Here is a 19,108-nt window from a genome sequence, read left to right on the forward strand (position 1 = left end):
CACACGGTCAACAGGCAGTTCGTTCGCTATATGTTCCTTCAAATGTCCATATATGCACGTTCGGGCCTGTTGGGCCTTATAGGGTCGGGTTCGCTGACACGACCCGTTCTGATGCGCAAATTACTGTCGGAGGCGCCTTTACATGGTAAAATATTCACTTCCCGCGGCCGCAATGGTGCTGCTTGCGACCGGGACTGTATCGCAAGCGGCCGAGGTCGTTTCGCAAGACATCGTCGTGATGGGTAGCGCCTGTGTCGGTTCGGGTTGCACCACGTCGACCGACTTCGGTTACAACACCATCATCGTCAGCGGCGACAGCCCGACGATCCTGTTCAACGACACGAGTTCTTCGTCCGCTTTCCCGACGACGGACTGGTCCGTCGGAACCAACGCGGGCGTTTTCGCAATCACGAATGTCGACACCGGGCAAAACGTGATGCAGGTAAGCTCCACCGGGAACGGGGTTGCTCTGGGCGCGGGCTCGACGCTGGTCGAAGGCGCGATTTCGGTCGGATCCGAGACGAACAAGCGGCGGATCACGAACGTGGCCGACGGCGTCGCTGCGAGCGACGTGGCAACCTACGGCCAGCTGCTGGCGGCGATGGATGCGGCGGGCCCGGCGAACAATGCGCTGATCCAGAAAAACGACCAGCGCATCGACAAGTTGAGCGATGAAGTGTCCCAGGTCGGCGCGATGTCTTCGGCGTTTTCGGCGCTGAGCATGAACCCGCGCGGCGAGGGCGACAATTTTCTTTCGATCGGCCTTGGCAACTACGCCGGAACGTCGGCTCTCGCGGTAGGTTCCTACCACTTCCTCGATGGCAATCGCATCTTTCTGAACACAGGCGTTGCGCGCGCGCTGGACAACGGAGCCCACACCGCCGTGCGGCTGGGGGTCACCTTTGGCGGGTAAGGCGGTTCTGCTCGGTTCGCTTCTGCTCGCTGACGCTGCATCGGCGGGAGAGAGCTTCGGCAGCTGGGACGTGACCTGCTCGGACGGCCAGATTTGTATGGCCGAACAGGTAAATCAGGACAAGACCGGCGAAACGGTGATGCGCACGGATATCGCGCCGGTCGAGGGCGGTCTGGTCTTACAGGTGAAAGTGCCCGCCAACGTTCGCCTGACGGAGGGGCCATGGCTCACGGTCGACGGCGTCTATATCTCGGACTTGAAATTCGAGAACTGCGCAAACGGCTGCCTCGCGCGCGTCGCTCTTCCGTCTGCACGAGCCGCGGCACTAACTCAGGGAAAGCAGGCGATGATTACCGTGACGGGGCTGGATGGTCGGCGCATCGGGATTCCGCTTTTGCCGACTGGGCTCTCAGACGCAATCACTTCGATCAAGAGTAAGAAATAGCAAGTCGCAATCGGCTGACCTCCAACGCTTTTGGCGTCGATGGGGCGTGCGATATCTTCTCGTGCTCCGCGTCCGCCGCGTTAATGTTTACATAATATTTATTACGGGCGGTTTAGGCGTGTAGCGACACAGTTCTAAACTGGGTTGCGACAATTCCTCTATCTTGCTGAAAAGCAAGGAGAAGGAAGATGGCACATACTGAGCTGGATTTGTGCGAGCGACGAGTGATCGAAGACATGCTGAACGCAAAGATGCCGATCAGGCGGATTGCAGCGGAACTCGGTCGTCATCGCTCGAGCGTCTACCGTGAGATCAAGCGCAACGGTTTTGTCGACAAGGAACTGCCGTATCTCAGCGGCTACTACGGCGTGGTTGCCCAAAGGACAGCTTCGGACCGGCGCTCCAGACGACGGAAGCTGGTTCGGTGCCCGGATTTGCGGCAAGCGGTGATTGCACAGCTGAAGGCTGGATGGTCGCCCGAACAAATCGCCGGGCGCCTGATCTTTGAAGAACAGCGACAACGGGTCAGCCACGAGACGATATACAGCTTCGTCTATGGTCCAGATGGCCAGTCTGAGGAGCTTGCGCGTCACCTCCCAAGTCGCCGGAAGAGACGCCAACCACGCTATGCACGCAGGCCACGAGGCCTTGTTTTCCCACCAGATCGTTCAATCCACCAACGACCGGAGCATGTGCAAACCCGCGAGACCTTCGGGGACTGGGAAGGTGATCTGATGATCTTCGAGCGGGCCTGGGTAATGCCAACATTGCATCACTGATCGAACGAAAGACCCGCTTCGCTGTCCTGTTCCGGAACAACGACAGGAGCACCACGCATCTGATGAACCGGCTCATAGAGGTGATGGAGCCCCTGCCCCAGCCTGCTCGCAGATCTATCACCTTCGACCGAGGGATTGAGTTCCGAAACTGGCGCAAGCTACAGCCCGGGATCGGCACCGAAGTCTGGTTCTGCGATCCCCAGGCTCCCTGGCAGAAAGGATCGGTAGAGAATCTGAACAAGAGAGCGAGGCGCTACCTGCCACGGGACACGCCCGTGGCGGCGCTCTCAAATCGCAATATGAAGGCGATTTGCGAGCGCCTGAACGGAAAACCGAGGAAGTGCCTCGGCTACAGAACGCCCGCCGAGGCATTCAGAGACGAAATGATGAAGCTGAGATAGTGGAGCTGTCGCAACTACCCGTGAGCCGCCATTTATCCAGCAGGCTTCGCCCGCTACCGCCTCCCTGCGGACACAGCCCTGACAGCACCCGTCTTACCGATGCCGCTCATATTGATGCAAAGTCATCGCTTGGTCGGGAGGCCACGAGATAGGTCCACCAGATTTGCGCCGTGCCCCCGCCACGCCTCCCCTCGAGAGGGTTACCTCCGAACACAAGTGTGCTAATCCCATAGAGATCCTGAAACCTGTCGGTCCATGGCCGGCGGAGATTTTCCTGGAAAGGGAACTCAATGCCCCGCTCGGAGCCGACTCTCACCGTCTTTCGCAACCAGACCTTCCGCATGCTCTGGATTGCGACCCTCGCCTCCAATTTCGGAGGTCTGGTTCAAGCTGTGGGGGCCGCATGGATGATGACGGCTCTGACCTCGTCCCAGAGCATGGTAGCTCTGGTGCAGGCGTCCGTCACTCTACCGATCATGGTCTTCTCGCTCGCGGCAGGCGTTTTCGCCGACAATTACAACCGCAGAAAAATCATGATCGTCGCACAGTCGTTCATGCTGCTCGTCTCGGTAACCCTTGCAATACTGGCCTACGAAGAGCTTCTGACCGCGCCTCTCCTTCTCGCATTCACCTTCCTGATCGGCTGCGGCACGGCGCTGCATAACCCGTCCTGGCAGGCCTCTGTCGGCGATATCGTGACTCGCGATGAATTGCCCGCCGCCGTGTCGGTGAACAGCATGGGCTTCAACATGATGCGAAGCATCGGCCCTGCGGCGGGGGGGCTGATCGTGGCGATCGCAGGCGCAGCGGCGGCCTTTGCGGTGAACGCGCTAAGCTACGTCGCGATCATCGCGGCGCTGTTCAACTGGCGGCCCGCCATGCCACCCCGAAGCCTACCACCAGAGCCTCTGGGCCCTGCCTTTGCTGCCGGGCTACGCTATGTCGCCATGTCGCCGAACCTTATCCGTGTCATCCTGCGCGGCTTCCTGTTCGGACTCTCGGCAGTCGCGATCCAGGCGCTTTTGCCGCTGGTCGTGCGAGACCACCTGCACGGTGGCGCGTTCGGTTATGGCCTGTTGCTTGGATGTTTCGGGCTGGGTGCTGTTTTTGGCGCATTGGGGAATGCGCAATTCCGGGCACGTTTTCAAAGCGAACATATCACGCGGATCGGGTTTCTCGGCTTTGCCGCGAGCTCCGCCGTGCTCGCCCTGAGCGACAGCATAGTGATCTGTGCCATCGCGATGCTTTTCGCCGGAATCTGTTGGGTCATCTCGCTCTCGCTTTTCAACGTAACGATGCAACTCTCGACACCGCGATGGGTGGTGGGGCGTGTGCTGGCGCTCTACCAGACCGGTGTTTTTGGGGGCATGGCAGGCGGAAGCTGGCTCTGGGGCACCATGGCGGAAACCTTCGATCTTCAGCTTGCCCTCCTGTGCGCCGCCGCAATGCTTGTGATCGGCGCCGGGGTGGGACTTCTCGCGCCGCTCCCCGATTCCGAGTATCTGGATCTGGCCCCCCTGAACCGCTTCAAGGAGCCATATCTCCGGCTCGATCTGAGACAGCGCAGCGGGCCGATCATGATCCTTGTCGATTACGACATCGCTCAGGAAAACGTTCCCGACTTTCTCGCGCTGATGAGCGAACGGCGGCGAATCCGGATCCGCGATGGCGCCCAGCAATGGTCGCTGCTTCGGGATCTCGAAAATCCGGACATCTGGACCGAAACCTATCATGTGCCGACCTGGGTGGAGTATGTTCGACATAATGAACGCCGGACCCAGGCTGATCGCGACGTGACGGACCGCCTTATCGCCTTGCACAAGGGGGAAGAGCCGGTCCGGGTCCACCGGATGATCGAACGACAAACGGTCTCGAAGCACGACGACACGCCCTTGAGATAGTCAATGCCATCGAAGGACGAAAAGTTACGCCCTTTCGAACAGATCCCTCGTAACGGGGAGCGGATCACGAACTTGCCAACTTAGCTGAAGCTGATGCGAGATCTTTGGTAGCAGGGATGTTTGTTGCCCGCTTCCGCGTTGGCGCGACGTTTGTTTACCCAAAGCGAACCGTCCGAAAGTATAGGAGTGCTATTGTCGGACATGGTCAAAGTCGTTGACCTGACGGAAGAGAGGGCGCGCGGCCGGGGGTGTTTCTTCGTTTGCGGCTTTCACCGCGCCCGTCGCGACCAGACCGGTCGGCGAAGCTTTCATGCAAATGTTCTGTCGCGACATCGCGGGTAGACCCTCGTTCTTCTCCAGGTTACCACACGCACACCTATACCGCGGCGCGTAGTATCACGGTGACGGAGGCCACCATGTGGTCCAACAGAATTCGTAATGTTGTATACCCCATCAACGAGTGAACGCGAAAGATCCTCTCAGCCTCAGTATTAATTTCTATTATTGTCCGTGGGTTGCAAGGCAAAACTTGCTTTCTCTGCACGTGACCCCTTCCTGATTTCACTATTTACATGTAGAGCGGAATAGACGCGGGACAGGCGCATACCTCTCAAGAAAAGCCGAGCCCGGCTTGGCCGCGAGGTGGGCTCCGTGCCGCCGTAAATTCCCTGCGCGTTTCCGCGTCTATTCGGGCTATGACATGACCAGACTCTTTCTCATCGCCGACGATCTTACCGGCGCGCTCGATAGTGGAGCCACCTTCGCCGCGAGGGGCGCGCAGGTTCGCGTGGCGCGTACGGTCGCGGATTTTCCCGAAGCGCTCGAATGCGGGGCCGATGTCATCGCCGTCGCCACCGGGACGCGCGACGGCTCCCGCGAGGCCGCCCGGGAGTGCCTGCAGGAGGTGCGCGCCCTGCTGGCGGGCCGTGAGGGGCTGATCTTCAAAAAAGTCGACAGCCGCCTGAAGGGCCATATCCGCGACGAACTGGAAGTTCTGCTCGACGGGCGGACCAAGGAGCTGATCGCAACCCCCGCAGTTCCCGCGCTTGGCCGCTATTGCGAAAGCGGCCACGTAACCGGGACCGGCATCGACACCCCGATCCCGGTGGCAGAGAGGCTGGGCCGCCCTGCGGTGATCCTCGATGCCCGCATTCGGGCCGAGTTGGACGCGGCCGTCCCCGACAATCCGGCGACAAAGGATTACGTCGGCGCGGCGGGGCTCGCGGCGGCACTGGCGCATAGACTCTGGCCGGGGACCGCGTCGGATCCGGCCTTACCGCCCCTGCCCGCGCCAGCCTTGCTGGCGATCGGGTCGCGCGATCCGATTACCCTGGCGCAGGTCGCAGCCCTGTCTGGCGTGCCGCTCGCCGCCGCCCCCAATGGCGAGGTGCCTTCGATCCTCGCGGCCCCGGTTCAGGTGGTCCAGATGACGCCCGGCGCAACACGCGTCGATCCCGCGCGGGCGGGAGAGAAATTCGCGCAGGGAATCGCGCGGGCGGTGAGCGAAATTCCCGTAGCCACGCTTTTCGCCTGCGGTGGCGAAAGCGCGAATGCGATCCTGGGCGCGCTCGGTATCGGGCAGCTCGATCTTATCGGCGAAGAACAACCGGGCGTACCACGCGCCCAAGCTCTTCATTCGGGGAAAGTTTTTGAAATCGTGACGAAATCGGGCGGCTTTGGCCCGCCCGACACAGTTGTAAAACTTGTCAAATCGCTAGCCGAACGGTAGGTTTTCCTCGACTCCCAATGGATGGACCTGATGACCGCCAACAAAACCACCTCGCGCATCCCACTGGCCGACAAGGTCTATCACAGCCTGTTCAGCCGGATCTCGAACGGGGATTATCCGCCGAACCAGAAACTGCCGCCAGAGAACCAGCTGGCGGAAGAATTCGGCGTCTCCCGTCCGGTTCTGCGCGCCGCGCTGGAGAAGCTGCGCGAGGAGGGCACCATTTATTCCCGGCAGGGCGCGGGCAGCTTCGTGCGCCCGATCCACATCGCCCCCTTGGGTTTTGCCAAGGTCGAGACGCTGGCCGATATCCAGCGCTGCTACGAATTCCGTATCACCATCGAGTCGCAGGCCGCTGAACTGGCCGCTGGACGTAGAAACGAAGCGATCCTGCACGACATCGAGGAGGCGCTCGATCAGCTGCGTGCCGCAACCGGGTCGCTGCAACACCGCGAGGATGCGGATTTCGCGTTCCACCTCGCCATCGCGAAAGCCGCGAACAACCAGTATTTCGAAGCCACGCTGCGGGCGCTGCGCGATCATGTGAATGTCGGGATGAAGCTGCATGGCGACGCGCTGATGAGCGACGGCAAAAAGGGGCTCGAGGGAGTTCTGGCCGAACATACCGCGATCTACGAAGCGGTGCGCGACGGTCGGGCCGAAGCCGCCCGCGATCTGATGCGCGCCCATCTGGAGCATTCGCGCGACCGGCTGTTCGGCGGCGGTCTGCTTGATCTGCGGATGGAGGCGACGGGTACGGCATAAGCCCGGCCGGCATCGCTTCGGATTAGACCCTGAATACAAAAACGGCGCCCCGAGAGGCGCCGTTTGTCATTAGTGGCAAATGTCGCGGCGCGCTCAGCCCCGGGCTTTCGCGAGTTGGTCGGCGTAAGACAGCGCGGAGAGCATATTCGCGTGGTTCGCCTTACCCGTGCCCGCGATATCGAACGCCGTGCCGTGATCGACCGAGCAGCGGTCGATCGGCAGCCCCAGCGAGCAGTTCACCGCCGTATCGAAGGCGATCAGCTTGATCGGGATATGGCCCTGATCGTGATACTGCGCCACGATAAGGTCGAACGCCCCCGAATGTGCACGATAATAGACGGTATCGGCAGGGATCGGACCGACCACGTTGATCCCCTCTTCCTGCGCCGCTTTCACGCCGGGAGTGACCTGCAGATCGTCCTCGTTGCCGAACAGCCCGCCCTCGCCGCAATGCGGGTTGATGCCGGCGACCGCGATGCGGGGCTTCTCGATCCCCATACGGCGTAGGTGGTTATGGCCGATGCGGATCGTCTCCAGCACCCGCTCGGGGGTAGCACGGTCGATCGCATCCTTCAGCGACACATGGGTCGAGACGTGGATCACGTTCAGCGTCGGCGAAGCCAGCAGCATCCACGAGGATTTGCACCCGGTCAGATGCGCGAGCATTCCGGTATGGCCGTCGTAATGGTGGCCCGCCGAATTCAGCGCCGCCTTGTTGATCGGGGCGGTGACAATGCAGGCCGCCTCGCCGCCGGAGGTCATCTTCACCGCGCGGTCGATATAGCGGAAAGAGGCCTCGCCGCAGGCGGGCGACAGAACGCCGAATTCGCCCGGAAGGCCTTCGACCGGCTCGTGGATCACCGCGAGCGAGCCCGCTGCCCCCTCTTCGCCATGCGCATGCAGCCCGAGGTCGAGATCGCAGACGGCGCGGGCGCGTTCCAACGTGTCGCGATCCCCGATGACGGCATATTGCGCACGGCGGTCAGCAGGCAGCGTCGCGATCGCCTTGAGCGTAACTTCCGCGCCGACGCCCGAAGGATCGCCCATGGTGATGACGATGGGTTTGCTCTGATTTGACATGTCCGTTCCTTTGATGCTCGGGTCTCAGCCCAGCTTGTCCGCGTTGAGACAGCGGGCGGGCATTTCCCCCCCGATCAGCGTCTTGATATCTTCGATGACCATCAGCCCGACATTCTCGAGCGCCTCGAGCGTATCGGCCCCGGAATGAGGCATGAAAATCACGTCCTTGTGCGAGAAAACCGGGTGGCTGATATCCGGCGGTTCGGTCACATAGGCGTCGATCGCGACTCCGCCGAGCTGCCCGGCGTCGAGCGCGCGCGCCACGGCGTCCAGATCAACCACTTCGCCCCGCGCGAGGTTGATCAGCGACGCGCCCGGCTTCATCTGCGCAAGCGTGGTCTCGTTGATCAGCGCGGCGTTATCCGGCCCGCCGAAGACATGCAGCGAGACGTAATCGGACTGCGCCAGCAGATCCTCGAGCGCGACATAACGCACGTCCCATTCGGCGGCGAATTCCGCATCCTGATAGGTGTCGGTCGCGATGACCTGCATCCCCAGACCGCGCGCGAGCTTCGCCAGCCGCTTGCCGATATTGCCGAGGCCGACGATGCCCAGAACTTTGCCGCCCAGCTGGCTGCCGATGCGGCGTTCCCAGCCGCCGCCGGTCACGCTGACATGGCCCTGCGGGATTTTCCGTGCGAGCGCAAACAGGAAGCCGACCGCCAGCTCCGCCACCGCATCGGCATTCGCGCCGGGGGTGTTGGTCACGGGCAGCCCTGCGGCGGTGCAGGCGGGAATGTCGATATTGTCGGTGCCCACGCCATGTTTGAGCACGCCTTTCAGCTTGCTGCCCTGCGCGACGGTCTGGGCGGTGACGGGCACGAGGCCCACCACCAGATAATCCGCCTCGGTGATGCGTGCGGCCACCTCTGCCTCATCGGCGCAGCGGATGAACGTCCAGCTTTCGGACTCGATCATCGCAGGCACGCGGCCATGCTTGCCGAACCCCGGGGAGGTCGTGAGAACAGTGGTCATTCCTTCAGGCCCCGCGCCTTGAGGATTTCAACGATTTTTGCGTCCTGCTCGGCATCGGGCAGCAGCGCCGGTTGGCGCGACATTCCGACCGAGGCATCGTTCAGATAAAGCGCACGCTTGACCAGCGCGGGCGGGAAACCAAGCGCGTAGAGGTCCTTGCGCAGACCAGCGAAGTTCTCCTGCGCAGTCTTGGCGGCTTCCATGTCGCCCGAGTTGAAGCCGGAGATGATCTGCGCCAGCACGTCGGGCGCCACGTTGCCCAGACCGGAGACGACACCTGCGCAGCCCTCTTCGAGGCCCCAGAGAACGAGGTGATCGGGGGCGCAATAGACCTCGAATTCGCCGACTTCCCTGGCCACGGCGAGATATTCCAGCACCGTCTCGGTCGAGCCGCCGCTATCCTTGATTCCGGCAATGTTCGGGTGACGGGCCAGAACCTTGCAGGTCTCCGGCTCGATATGGTTCTGGGTCCGCGCCGGGATGTCGTAGAGATAGACCGGGGTCTTCACCGCATCGGCGATGGTGGTGAAGTGGCGGATCAACCCGTCCTGCGTACAGGCGATGAAATAAGGGGTGATGACCGCGACCCCGTGCAGACCAAGGCCGTCCACCGCCTTGGCGAGCTGCAGCGTCTCGAAAGTCGCGGAGCAGCCGATATTGGCGATGACCTTCACGCGGCCCGCGACTTCGTCCATCACCTCTTCGATCAGGCGGATCTTCTCGTCATGGGTCAGGGCGGTGAAATCGCCATTGGTGCCGCAGACCATCAGATCATTGCCCGCCGCGACCTGACGGCGCACCTGTGCGCGGGTCGCCTCGTAATTGACCGTCTCGTCCTCGTTGAAACAGGTGACGAGGGCGACGTGAGCATTGCGTGACATGGGTATTATCCGTCCTGATTGTTGAGAGCGTCCCGTGCGGCGGCGCGGCGCGCGGCATACCACGGCCAGAGAAGCGAAAGCACCGAGAGTGCGAGGAAAAGAAGCGCGATCGGCCCCGAGAGGAAGTCAAAGACGTTGTCGCCCGCCTGCAGAAGGCCACGGCGCAGGTTCGCCTCCATCATCGGGCCGAGGATCAGCGCGATACACAGCGCCGCCTGGCTGAAGCCGAATTTTTGCATCCCCCAGCCCAGCACGCCGAAGCCCACCATCGTGTAAAGGTCGACCGGGTTCAGGTTGATCGCGAAGGAGCCGATGAAGCAGAAGATGACGATCGCGACCGCGAGAATATGGCGCGGGATCATCAGGATCCGCGAGAAGACCGGGATCAGCAGCATCCCGAAGATGAACATGAAGATCGTCGCGATGAAGGTGCCGCCGAAGATGCCCACCACCACGTCCGGGTTGGTCTGGAAGAGCATCGGTCCGGGCGCGAGCCCCTGGATCATCAGCCCGCCCATCAGCACGGCTGTTACCACATCGCCGGGCACGCCAAGCGCCAGAAGCGGGATCAGCGCCGCGGCGCAGACTGCGTTATTGGCACTTTCGGTCGCGCAGATGCCGGGGGCGTAGCCAGTGCCGAATTTCTCCGGCGTGCTGGAGGCGCGGCGCGCTTCGTTATAGGAAATCCACGACGCGGTGCCAGAGCCAGTGCCGGGCACGATCCCGATCAGCGTCCCGATGATGGAGCCCCGCACCAGCGCACCACGGCTGTCGCGCATGTCCTGCCGCGAGGGCCAGCGGCCCTGCACGCTCAGGATCTTGCCCGTCCCGCCCTTTGCCAGCGTCTCGAGCTGGGTGAACACTTCGGACAGTGCGAAAAGACCGATCAGCGCCGGGGTAAAGGCAAAGCCCGAGGCGAAGCCCGAAATCCCGAACGTGTAACGCAACATCCCCGAGATCGGGTCGGCGCCAACGCAGGAAATCAGAATGCCGAGCATCCCCGAGATCACGCCCTTCAGGATATCTCCCGACAGCGAAGCGATGATCGTGAGGCCGAAGAAGGCCAGTGCGAAATATTCCGGTGCGCCGAATTTCAGCGCGATGCCAGCCAGTTGCGGCGCAAGCGTAGCGAGGATGACGGCGGCGAAAAGCCCGCCGATGGTCGAGGCGATCGTGGCGAGACCGAGCGCCTTGCCCGCCTCGCCGCGCGCGGCCATCGGGTAGCCGTCCAGTACCGTCGCTGCAGAGGCGGGCGTGCCGGGCGTGCGCAGCAGGATCGAGCTCACGCAGCCGCCATAGATGCCGCCGATATAGATCCCGATCAGCATGTTGAGGCCCATCACAGGCGTCATCCCGAAAGTCAGCGGGATCAGAAGCGCGACCCCCATCGTCGCCGTCAGGCCCGGCAATGCGCCGATGATCAGCCCGCCCAGCGTGCCGAGCGCGATCGCCCAGAGCGTGTTGGGCTGCAGAAGCGGGAGAAGATAGCTCAGAGTATCCATGAAGCAGGGCCATTCGAAAAGAAGATCCCCGGCGTCAGCCCGCCGGGGATCGGGGTAGGTCGGATCAGTTGTTCATTCCGGTCATGCCGAGATCGTCGAGCACGCCTTTGGAAACTTCGCTGTCATGCTCGGCGCGAGCCTTGAACGTCTCCGGGTCTTCGTAGGTCACGAACTCGCCCATCGCGGTCATCTTGTCCTTGAACTCTTGGTCCTCGGAGGCCGCTTTCACCGCGTCGACCAGCTTCGAACGCACGTCATCCGGCAGGCCCTTCGGCGCGATGATGCCTTTCCACGACGACCAGGTAAAATCGACACCTTCTTCGGTCGCGGTCGGCGTGTCGGGGAACAGGTCGATGCGCTTGTCTTCCATGACGAAGATCGGGGTCATCTGACCGGCTTTCGACGCGGCCAGCGCCTCGGCGGGCGAAGCGACCATCGCCTGAATGTGGCCACCGACACAGGCGGTGCGCGCATCTGCGGAGCCCGGATAGGGCACGCTTTCGATCTTGATGTCCGCCTGCTTGGCGAAGGCTTCGGCGGAGACCTGGTTCGCGCCGCCCGCGCCCGAGTTGCCGACCTGAACCGGCTGCTCCTTGGCGTATTTCATGAAGCTGTCCCAGTCGGTGAACGGCGCGTCGGCACAGGCCACGAAGACCTGAAGGCTACGGGCATAGAGACCGATGAAGTCGACATCGTCGAGGGTGTAATCAGTGCCGCCGATATGCGGCTTGATGGCGAGCGGGCCCTGCGCACCGGCGCCGAGCGTGTAGCCGTCGGGACGGGCGTGCAGCGTGGCCGAGGTGCCGATCGAGCCGCCACCGCCGGGCTGGTCGCGCACAACGACGGTCGCGCCGTCGATGTGGCGCTTCAGGCTGTCAGCCATCAGGCGCATGCCGAGATCGGTGCTGCCGCCAGCCGAATAGGGCACGATGATCTGGATCGGGCGCTCGGGGAATTCCGCAAGCGCCGGTGCGGCGACGAGCGTTGCAAGCACGCCAAGGGTCAGAACTTTCTTCATGGTCTCCTCCACTTTTGAAACAGGAAAACGGGTTCGCGGATCAGGGCAGCCAAACCTGCAGCAGCCGCGTGAACCCGAGATAGATGGCGCCGGTCAGAACGATCGGCACGAGGATCAGCACCAGCGGGCGGCGTTCACGGAACAGCAGCAACCCGAGCACGAAAACGATCACGGTCGAGGCTAGATATCCGAGGGTCATGAACGCTGCGGCATAGGCAATCAGCAGCACCGTCAGCAGGCCCATCCGGACCAACGTTCCGCGATCGGGCATGTCGATCTGGGCCCCGCCGGTCAGCCCGCCGCGCCGCAAAGCTCGGGCGATCATCACCAGAGCCAAAATCGCCAGGCCGCCGATCATCAACCACGGCATGAAGGTCGCCCCGGCGATGGTGCCGGTTTCGACCGTGCGGACCAGAAGGGATCGCCATGCCGCGAAAGCGCAGAGCGCCAGCAGGCCGAACCCGATCCAGATATCGCTTTTACCTTCGTTCACGCGACTCCTCCTGAGCGATCGGCGACCTCTGCGCCTCGGTAAAACTCGGTCCCGACCCTCGTCGTCGCGGGGTCTGCTGTCAAGACACTTTTGTAAACTTGTTTCGCTGAGCAACTGGCTTCGGAAACTCGACACCGTTTGCTTGCTTCGGTAAGCGATTGTTTTTCCACAGATTACCGAATCCTTGCCCACGCCACGCCGCGACAAACCTAAAATTCATATGTTGACAAATTTTCCGTCGACACCTTGAATACCTCCAAATTGAGCGGGATCGTACAGAGTTTTTGATGGCGCGAGCCCGCAACGCAAACCAGATGACAGCCGGAGCCCCATATGGCCAATGCACTCACCGATACAATCACTCTTCTGCGGCCGTCGGCCCTGCACTTCGGTGAAGGCGCGCTTGCCAATCTGCCGGGCTGGGTCGCCGAGCGTGGCTATGCCAAGCCCTTCGTGATCGCCGATCCGGTGAATGCTAACCGTCTCGAGCGCCTCGGTCTCGGCGAAGTCGGCTGCTTCGGTACGGTGCAGCCCGAACCCGACCGTAACAACCTGATGGCGGCGGTCGCTGCCGCCAAGGGCGCTGATGTGATCATCGGCTTCGGCGGCGGCTCGGCGATGGATCTGGCGAAGCTGGTGGCCGTGATGGCGGGCACCGATCTGCAGCTCTCAGAGATTTCCGGCCCGAACCGCGCCCCGGCCCGCAAGGTCGGACTGGTGCAGGTGCCGACCACGGCGGGCACTGGCTCCGAGGTCGGCACGCGCGCGCTTGTGACCGATCCGGACACGCTGGCCAAGGTCGCCACCGAGAGCACGCACATGCTCGCCGATATCGCGATCATCGATCCGATGCTGACGCTAAGCGTGCCGCCGATGGTGACGGCGGCGACCGGCGTGGATGCGATGGCGCATTGCGTGGAAGCCTTCACCTCGAAGCGCGCCCACCCGATCATCGACGCCTATGCGTTGCAGGGAATCGAACTCGTCGGCAAGCACCTGAAGACGGCAGTGACGGATGGCGACAATGTGGCTGCGCGTGCGGGGCTCTCACTTGCGGCCTTTTATGGCGGCGTCTGCCTCGGGCCGGTCAATACGACTGCTGGTCACGCGCTCTCCTACCCGCTCGGCACGCGCCACAAGATGGCCCACGGCATCGCCAACGCCTTGATCTTCCCTCACGTTCTGGCGGCCAATAGCGCGGCGGCACCGGAAAAGACCGCGCAAATCTGCGCCGCGCTCGGTTTCGAGTTCGGCGATGAAGATGCGGTGCGCGCTCGCGCCACGGCGTTCTGTTCCGATCTTGGTCTCGATATGCGGCTGCGGGCGCATGGCGTGCCGGAAGACGATCTCGCGACGATGGCGCAAGAGGCGCATGGCATCCGCCGTCTGCTCGACTGGAACCCGCGCGATCTGTCGGTCACCGAGATCGAGGCGATCTACCTCGCAGCTTATTGATCCCGAACGCCACGGCTGCCAGCCGCGTGACTAACAGATAGGGACGGCGGGGCGCGTAGCTGTCAAGCCGTGTCTTTTAACCCGAGCGGTCCGCGCATTACACAAGCGCGAGTCAAACGTGCCCTGTGCGAGAATCCATGTCTCGCGCGCGCGCATACGACAAAATTCCGACTCCGGTTTCCACCTCACGAAACAGTGACGCGGCGTCGCTTTGCTCACGCGCCCGTCGCGATAGGTGGATAAGAAGGTGTGACAGCCTGTCGCACCCGTGAGCGACCGACGCCGACGCGGCTCCGAGCGCAAGGAACAAGCCTTCTCCCGACGCTTCGGCCGCTCGGCACATAGAGACAGGAGATTTCAAGTGACCGATTTGCCAGGACGTCCTTCTCGGCGCGGCTTTCTCAAAGGCTCTGCAGCTGGTGCGGCCTTGGCGGTGATTGCCGCCTCGGCTGAGGCGCAGACTAAGGAAGAGCTGCCGCCGCTCGAGGACTATGAACCCAGCTATTTCACCGCCGAGGAATATGCCTTCGTCATGGCCGCCTGCGACCGCCTGATCCCAGCGGATGGCGACGGCCCCGGCGCGCTCGAGACCCGCGTGCCGGTCTTCATCGACCGCCAGCTTGCCGGAGATTTCGGCGCGGCTGCGGATTGGTATATGGAAGGCCCGTTCCAGCCCGATGCCGACCCGCTTCTGGGTTATCAAAGCCCGCTGACCCCTGCCGAAGTTTACCGCGCGGCCATCCCGGTGTTCGAGCAATGGTGCCAGGACAAGCACGGCAAAGGCTTTGCCGATCTCGATGCGAAGACGCAGGACGCCGCGCTGACGTCGCTCGAGAAAGGCGAGGTTTCGCTCAAGCCCGAGCAGCGCGATTTCTTCTCCCTCCTGCTGCAGAACACCAAGGAAGGCTATTTCGCCGACCCGATGTATGGCGGCAATCACGGGATGAAAGCCTGGACCTATGTCGGCTTCCCCGGCGCGCGCGGCGCCTACACCGAATGGGTTTCACGCTTCAACGAGACCTACCCGCTCAGCGCGGTCGACATTGCAGGCGAGAGGGCGTGAACCATGGCTAGAACTGATCCGAAAAAAGACGTCGTGATCATCGGGCTCGGCTGGACCGGCTCGATCCTCGGGATGGAGATGGCGAAGGAAGGGCTTGAAGTGCTGGCGCTCGAGCGCGGCGAAGACCGCGACACGATCCCGGACTTCCAATATCCGGGCGTCATCGACGAGCTGAAATACGCGATCCGCTACGGCTTCATGCAAAAGCCGCGCAAGTCGACCCTGACGATCCGTCACGGCGTGAACGACACCGCCCTGCCCTACAGGCATCTGGGCTCGTTCCTGCCCGGCGATGGCGTCGGCGGAGCCGGTATCCACTGGAACGGCCAGACCTGGCGCACGCAACCGGCCGAGCTGCGCCTGAAATCCTATGTCGAAGAGAATTTCGGCGCCGACATTATTCCCGAGGACATGCAGATCCAGGACTGGGGCGTGACCTACGAGGAGCTTGAGCCGCATTACGACCGGTTCGAGAAGCTGCTGGGCATCTCGGGCAAGGCAGGCAACCTGAACGGCGACATTCAGGAGGGCGGCAACCCGTTCGAGGGGCCGCGCTCCAGCGAGTATCCCAACCCTCCGCTGGCCAACACCTACGACTCCGAACTGTTCGCCGATGCCGCCCGCAAGAAGGGTCTCCACCCCTTCCCGCGCCCCGCGGCGAATGCGAGCCGCGCCTATACGAATGAATACGGGATGCAGCTAGGGGCCTGTAACTATTGTGGCTTCTGCGAGCGGTTCGGCTGTCTGAACTACTCCAAGGCGTCGCCTCAGACCTGCGTTCTCGGCGCGCTGAAGCGGATGCCGAATTTCAGCTACAAGACGAATTCGGAAGTGCTCAAGATCGAGAAGGCCGCCGACGGCAAGACCGCCAAGGGGGTGACCTATTTCGACGAGAAGAGCGGCGAAGAGGTTTTCCAGCCTGCGGATCTCGTTTTGGTCTGCGCCTATTCGCTACACAATGTGCATCTACTGCTGCTGTCCGATATCGGCCAGCCTTATGATCCTTCAACCGGTGAAGGCGTCGTCGGGCGCAACTATTGCTACCAGATGACCGGGGGCACCTCGCTCTACTTCAAGGACAAGAAGTTCAATCCGTTCATCGGCACCGGCTCTGGCGGGATGTCGATCGACGATTATTCGATCAGCCAGATCGACTTCGCCAAGGAAGGTTTCATCGGCGGCTCCTACATCACAGCGGGCCATAGCGGCGGGCGTCCGATTGGGCAGCTTTCCACGCCACCCGGCACGCCGAAATGGGGTCAGGGTTGGAAGGAAGCCGCAGGCGAGTGGTATAACCACAAGATGGGCATCGGCTCGCACGGGTCGAACATGTCCTATCGCGACTGCTATCTCGACCTCGATCCGACCTACAAGGACCGGCACGGGCGCCCGCTGATGCGGATGACCTTCAACTGGAAGGCCAACGACATCAAGATGACACAGTTCATGAAGAGCAAGATCGAGGATGTCGCGACCAGCATGAATCCCGACAAGATGGCGTCGGGCTACAAGAAGGAAGGCTCGCAATACGACACCACGATCTACCAGAGCACCCATAACGTCGGCGGCGCGGTGATGGGCACCGATCCCAACACCTCGGTGATCAATCGCTACCTGCAAAGCTGGGATTGTCACAACGTGTTTGTCATGGGGGCTTCGGCCTATCCGCAGAACACCCAGTATAATCCGACGGGACCGCTGGGGGCGCTGGCTTATTGGGCGGTCGATGCCTTGCGCAACGACTATCTCAAGAACCCCCGGCCGTTGATGTGAGAGGAGAGAGAAAATGAAAACCTTCCTCCGCATCATCGCAGCGCTGATCGTGCTTGGCCTGATCGTCCTCTTGGCGATCATCTTCGTGCCCGTGCAGCGCACGAAACCGACAGAAGACGTCGCGGCGGATTGGACGCCCGACAAGGGTGCTCCGCTCTATGCCGCGCGGATGAGCGATTGTGCCGCCTGTCACACCTCCGAGGGCGGCAAGCCCTTCGCAGGCGGCAAGGCCATCGAAAGCCCGATGGGGGCGATCTATGCGTCGAACATCACCCCCGACAAGAAAACCGGCATTGGCAACTGGACGCTTGCCGATTTCCGCGCGGCCCTGGTCGACGGCGTGGATGACGAGGGCAACCATCTCTACCCGGCGATGCCCTACGAGAACTATCGCCACCTGAGCGAGAAGGACATCCGGGCGCTCTACGACTACTTCATGAATGACGTGAAGCCGGTCGAGAACGAGGTGCAGGAAACGTCGCTCTCCTTCCCGTTCAACCAGCGCTGGGGCATTCGCCTGTGGAACTGGGCCGCGCTCGACGATCCGGGCTTCCACCCCTCGGATGCAATTTCCGGCGACGTTCAGCTCGCTCGCGGGGCTTATCTCGTGCAGGGGCCGGGACACTGCGCCGCCTGTCACAGTCCGCGCAACGCGATCATGGCCGAGGATGGCAAAACAGCCTCCAGCGACAGCTTCCTCAGCGGGGGCGAGATCGACGGCTGGTCCGCGCCCGATCTGCGCGATGCCGGAGCGCCCGCGCAAATGTGGTCAGCCGATCAGCTCAAGGCCTATCTCACGACGGGCCGCAACGCGCATAGTGCCGTCACAGGCGAGATGGCTCTCGCAGTCGAGCATTCGCTGCAATACATGACCGACGAGGATGCCGACGCGATGGTTGCTTATCTGCACAAGATCCGGCTGGGCAACGTCGAAGAGGGTTCGAAGGCGGAAATGACCGCCGAAGACCCGACGAAACTGCCGAACCGTGTCGAGCGGGTGGACAGTGCCAAGGACGACACCACGGCCATGCTGGTCGCGGGCAAAGACCTTAGCCCGGGCGCGCGCCTCTACATGGACAATTGCGCGGCCTGTCACTTCAGCGACGGCAAAGGATCGCCCGGCGTGTTCCCCTCGCTCGGAGGCAACTCGCTCGTAACGGCAGATCAGACCGCCGGCCTGATCGACGTGATCCTGAACGGAGCGGCGATGCCCTCCACTGCAACGCGTCCCGAAGCTCTCAAGATGCCAGGCTTCGCACATCGTCTGAGCGATGAGGACGTCGCCCAGATCGCAAGCTTCCTACGTGGAGCTTGGGGCAATGATGCAGGCAGCGTCGACTCCTCGGCGGTGACGAAACTGCGCGACGAGAAAGAGTGATCCCTCGCGGGGCCGGCGTTGTCGGCCCTGCATTCTTTCGTCCCGTCCCGGGCTGGCTTTCAGCTCATTGCTTCGAGGTGGGGCGCTTTCGGGCAGCGAAAAACAAGTTGGCGATCCCGTCGAAACAGCTTCGTCGAGTGAACCCGCCGCAGACCGACGCCTCGACGAAACGCACAGATTTGCGGGGTTTTTTCATATCTCGCAAAGAGGCCCCCAAACATATCGCCGATGTATGTTTGGGGGCCTTTGTGCGGCGCGAGTCAAAACAAACACGCTTGCGGGAATTCGCATATCGGACTGTGCGAGAGGGTCGAAACGATGCCCCGACAGTCTGGCCCTGACGGGCAATACTGAAGCGCCGCTGGAGAACCAAGAGCCATTCCGAGTTTAGGACACGCCCGGCAGATTTCTGCCGCCCGCGTCCTTCGGTTTCGTCGCCAAATCAGGCTGCGACGGGAGACCGGACCTTCTCGTTTCGAAGTAAGCGGTGTCTGAGCGGCACGTTGTCTGCGCCGGCGCGGACTGCGAGGTGATACCCATCTCAAGATGGGAGTGCG

15 protein-coding genes and 1 pseudogene are annotated in these 19,108 nt (G+C 62.2%); 10 read left to right on the top strand and 6 right to left on the bottom strand.

Annotated features, from left to right (window positions below; genetic code table 11):
- Window positions 1–142 precede the first annotated feature (142 nt).
- From B6V72_RS18230 to B6V72_RS18255, 6 genes and pseudogenes are all read left to right on the top strand, one after another.
- Window positions 143–913, top strand: coding sequence for a YadA-like family protein (locus B6V72_RS18230; protein ID WP_078523251.1), 771 nt, complete (start codon window positions 143–145; stop codon window positions 911–913).
- Window positions 914–983: 70 nt separating this feature from the next.
- A complete protein-coding gene (locus tag B6V72_RS18235; RefSeq protein ID WP_256376248.1) occupies window positions 984–1,358 on the top strand; it encodes an invasion associated locus B family protein in 375 nt (124 codons plus the stop codon).
- A gap of 188 nt (window positions 1,359–1,546) precedes the next feature.
- Window positions 1,547–2,538 (top strand): annotated as a pseudogene (locus tag B6V72_RS18240) (IS30 family transposase).
- A 290-nt stretch (window positions 2,539–2,828) separates the two neighbouring features.
- Window positions 2,829–4,439 (top strand): MFS transporter, encoded by a 1,611-nt coding sequence (locus tag B6V72_RS18245; RefSeq protein ID WP_088736287.1) that lies wholly within the window; start codon window positions 2,829–2,831, stop codon window positions 4,437–4,439.
- Window positions 4,440–5,139: 700 nt separating this feature from the next.
- A complete protein-coding gene (locus B6V72_RS18250) occupies window positions 5,140–6,168 on the top strand; it encodes a four-carbon acid sugar kinase family protein (RefSeq protein WP_078523254.1) in 1,029 nt (342 codons plus the stop codon).
- 30 nt (window positions 6,169–6,198) lie between these two features.
- A complete protein-coding gene (locus B6V72_RS18255) occupies window positions 6,199–6,933 on the top strand; it encodes a FadR/GntR family transcriptional regulator (protein WP_078523269.1) in 735 nt (244 codons plus the stop codon).
- A 93-nt stretch (window positions 6,934–7,026) separates the two neighbouring features.
- On the opposite strand, the gene pdxA is transcribed toward B6V72_RS18255, so the two are convergent.
- From pdxA to B6V72_RS18285, 6 genes are all read right to left on the bottom strand, one after another.
- On the bottom strand, window positions 7,027–8,013 hold the full coding sequence (gene pdxA, locus B6V72_RS18260) for a 4-hydroxythreonine-4-phosphate dehydrogenase PdxA (RefSeq protein ID WP_088736288.1): 987 nt from the start codon (window positions 8,011–8,013) through the stop codon (window positions 7,027–7,029).
- Between the two features lie 24 nt (window positions 8,014–8,037).
- On the bottom strand, window positions 8,038–8,988 hold the full coding sequence (locus tag B6V72_RS18265) for a phosphoglycerate dehydrogenase (RefSeq protein WP_078523256.1): 951 nt from the start codon (window positions 8,986–8,988) through the stop codon (window positions 8,038–8,040).
- Window positions 8,985–9,869 (bottom strand): 4-hydroxy-tetrahydrodipicolinate synthase, encoded by an 885-nt coding sequence (gene dapA, locus B6V72_RS18270; RefSeq protein WP_078523257.1) that lies wholly within the window; start codon window positions 9,867–9,869, stop codon window positions 8,985–8,987. The genes B6V72_RS18265 and dapA overlap by 4 nt, the downstream gene beginning before the upstream one ends.
- Window positions 9,870–9,874: 5 nt before the next feature.
- Window positions 9,875–11,371, bottom strand: coding sequence for a tripartite tricarboxylate transporter permease (locus tag B6V72_RS18275; protein WP_088736289.1), 1,497 nt, complete (start codon window positions 11,369–11,371; stop codon window positions 9,875–9,877).
- 64 nt (window positions 11,372–11,435) lie between these two features.
- A complete protein-coding gene (locus B6V72_RS18280) occupies window positions 11,436–12,389 on the bottom strand; it encodes a tripartite tricarboxylate transporter substrate binding protein (RefSeq protein ID WP_078523259.1) in 954 nt (317 codons plus the stop codon).
- A 40-nt stretch (window positions 12,390–12,429) separates the two neighbouring features.
- Entirely contained in the window at window positions 12,430–12,882 is a 453-nt protein-coding gene (locus tag B6V72_RS18285; RefSeq protein WP_088736290.1) for a tripartite tricarboxylate transporter TctB family protein, read from the bottom strand.
- 333 nt (window positions 12,883–13,215) lie between these two features.
- Between B6V72_RS18285 and B6V72_RS18290 the strand changes: the two genes are divergently transcribed.
- The 4 genes from B6V72_RS18290 (at window position 13,216) to B6V72_RS18305 (ending at window position 18,551) form a co-directional block, all read left to right on the top strand.
- Complete coding sequence (locus B6V72_RS18290; protein WP_078523260.1) at window positions 13,216–14,337, top strand: iron-containing alcohol dehydrogenase; 1,122 nt, start codon at window positions 13,216–13,218, stop codon at window positions 14,335–14,337.
- A gap of 361 nt (window positions 14,338–14,698) precedes the next feature.
- Window positions 14,699–15,400, top strand: a complete 702-nt coding sequence (locus B6V72_RS18295) for a gluconate 2-dehydrogenase subunit 3 family protein (RefSeq protein ID WP_078523261.1) — start codon at window positions 14,699–14,701, stop codon at window positions 15,398–15,400.
- A gap of 3 nt (window positions 15,401–15,403) precedes the next feature.
- Window positions 15,404–17,173, top strand: coding sequence for a GMC family oxidoreductase (locus B6V72_RS18300; RefSeq protein ID WP_078523262.1), 1,770 nt, complete (start codon window positions 15,404–15,406; stop codon window positions 17,171–17,173).
- A 13-nt stretch (window positions 17,174–17,186) separates the two neighbouring features.
- Window positions 17,187–18,551 (top strand): cytochrome c, encoded by a 1,365-nt coding sequence (locus tag B6V72_RS18305; RefSeq protein ID WP_088736291.1) that lies wholly within the window; start codon window positions 17,187–17,189, stop codon window positions 18,549–18,551.
- Window positions 18,552–19,108 lie beyond the last annotated feature (557 nt).

Source organism: Thioclava sp. F34-6 (assembly GCF_002213235.1).
Lineage (GTDB): Bacteria > Pseudomonadota > Alphaproteobacteria > Rhodobacterales > Rhodobacteraceae > Thioclava > Thioclava nitratireducens.

Bases quoted from the DNA above. Each gene is read 5' to 3' on its own strand.
- B6V72_RS18280 (WP_078523259.1), bottom strand. From the start codon at position 12,389: ATGAAGAAAGTTCTGACCCTTGGCGTGCTTGCAACGCTCGTCGCCGCA.
- B6V72_RS18250 (WP_078523254.1), top strand. From the start codon at position 5,140: ATGACCAGACTCTTTCTCATCGCCGACGATCTTACCGGCGCGCTCGAT.
- B6V72_RS18255 (WP_078523269.1), top strand. From the start codon at position 6,199: ATGACCGCCAACAAAACCACCTCGCGCATCCCACTGGCCGACAAGGTC.
- B6V72_RS18275 (WP_088736289.1), bottom strand. From the start codon at position 11,371: ATGGATACTCTGAGCTATCTTCTCCCGCTTCTGCAGCCCAACACGCTC.
- B6V72_RS18305 (WP_088736291.1), top strand. From the start codon at position 17,187: ATGAAAACCTTCCTCCGCATCATCGCAGCGCTGATCGTGCTTGGCCTG.
- pdxA (WP_088736288.1), bottom strand. From the start codon at position 8,013: ATGTCAAATCAGAGCAAACCCATCGTCATCACCATGGGCGATCCTTCG.
- B6V72_RS18265 (WP_078523256.1), bottom strand. From the start codon at position 8,988: ATGACCACTGTTCTCACGACCTCCCCGGGGTTCGGCAAGCATGGCCGC.
- B6V72_RS18290 (WP_078523260.1), top strand. From the start codon at position 13,216: ATGGCCAATGCACTCACCGATACAATCACTCTTCTGCGGCCGTCGGCC.
- B6V72_RS18230 (WP_078523251.1), top strand. From the start codon at position 143: ATGGTAAAATATTCACTTCCCGCGGCCGCAATGGTGCTGCTTGCGACC.
- dapA (WP_078523257.1), bottom strand. From the start codon at position 9,869: ATGTCACGCAATGCTCACGTCGCCCTCGTCACCTGTTTCAACGAGGAC.
- B6V72_RS18245 (WP_088736287.1), top strand. From the start codon at position 2,829: ATGCCCCGCTCGGAGCCGACTCTCACCGTCTTTCGCAACCAGACCTTC.
- B6V72_RS18300 (WP_078523262.1), top strand. From the start codon at position 15,404: ATGGCTAGAACTGATCCGAAAAAAGACGTCGTGATCATCGGGCTCGGC.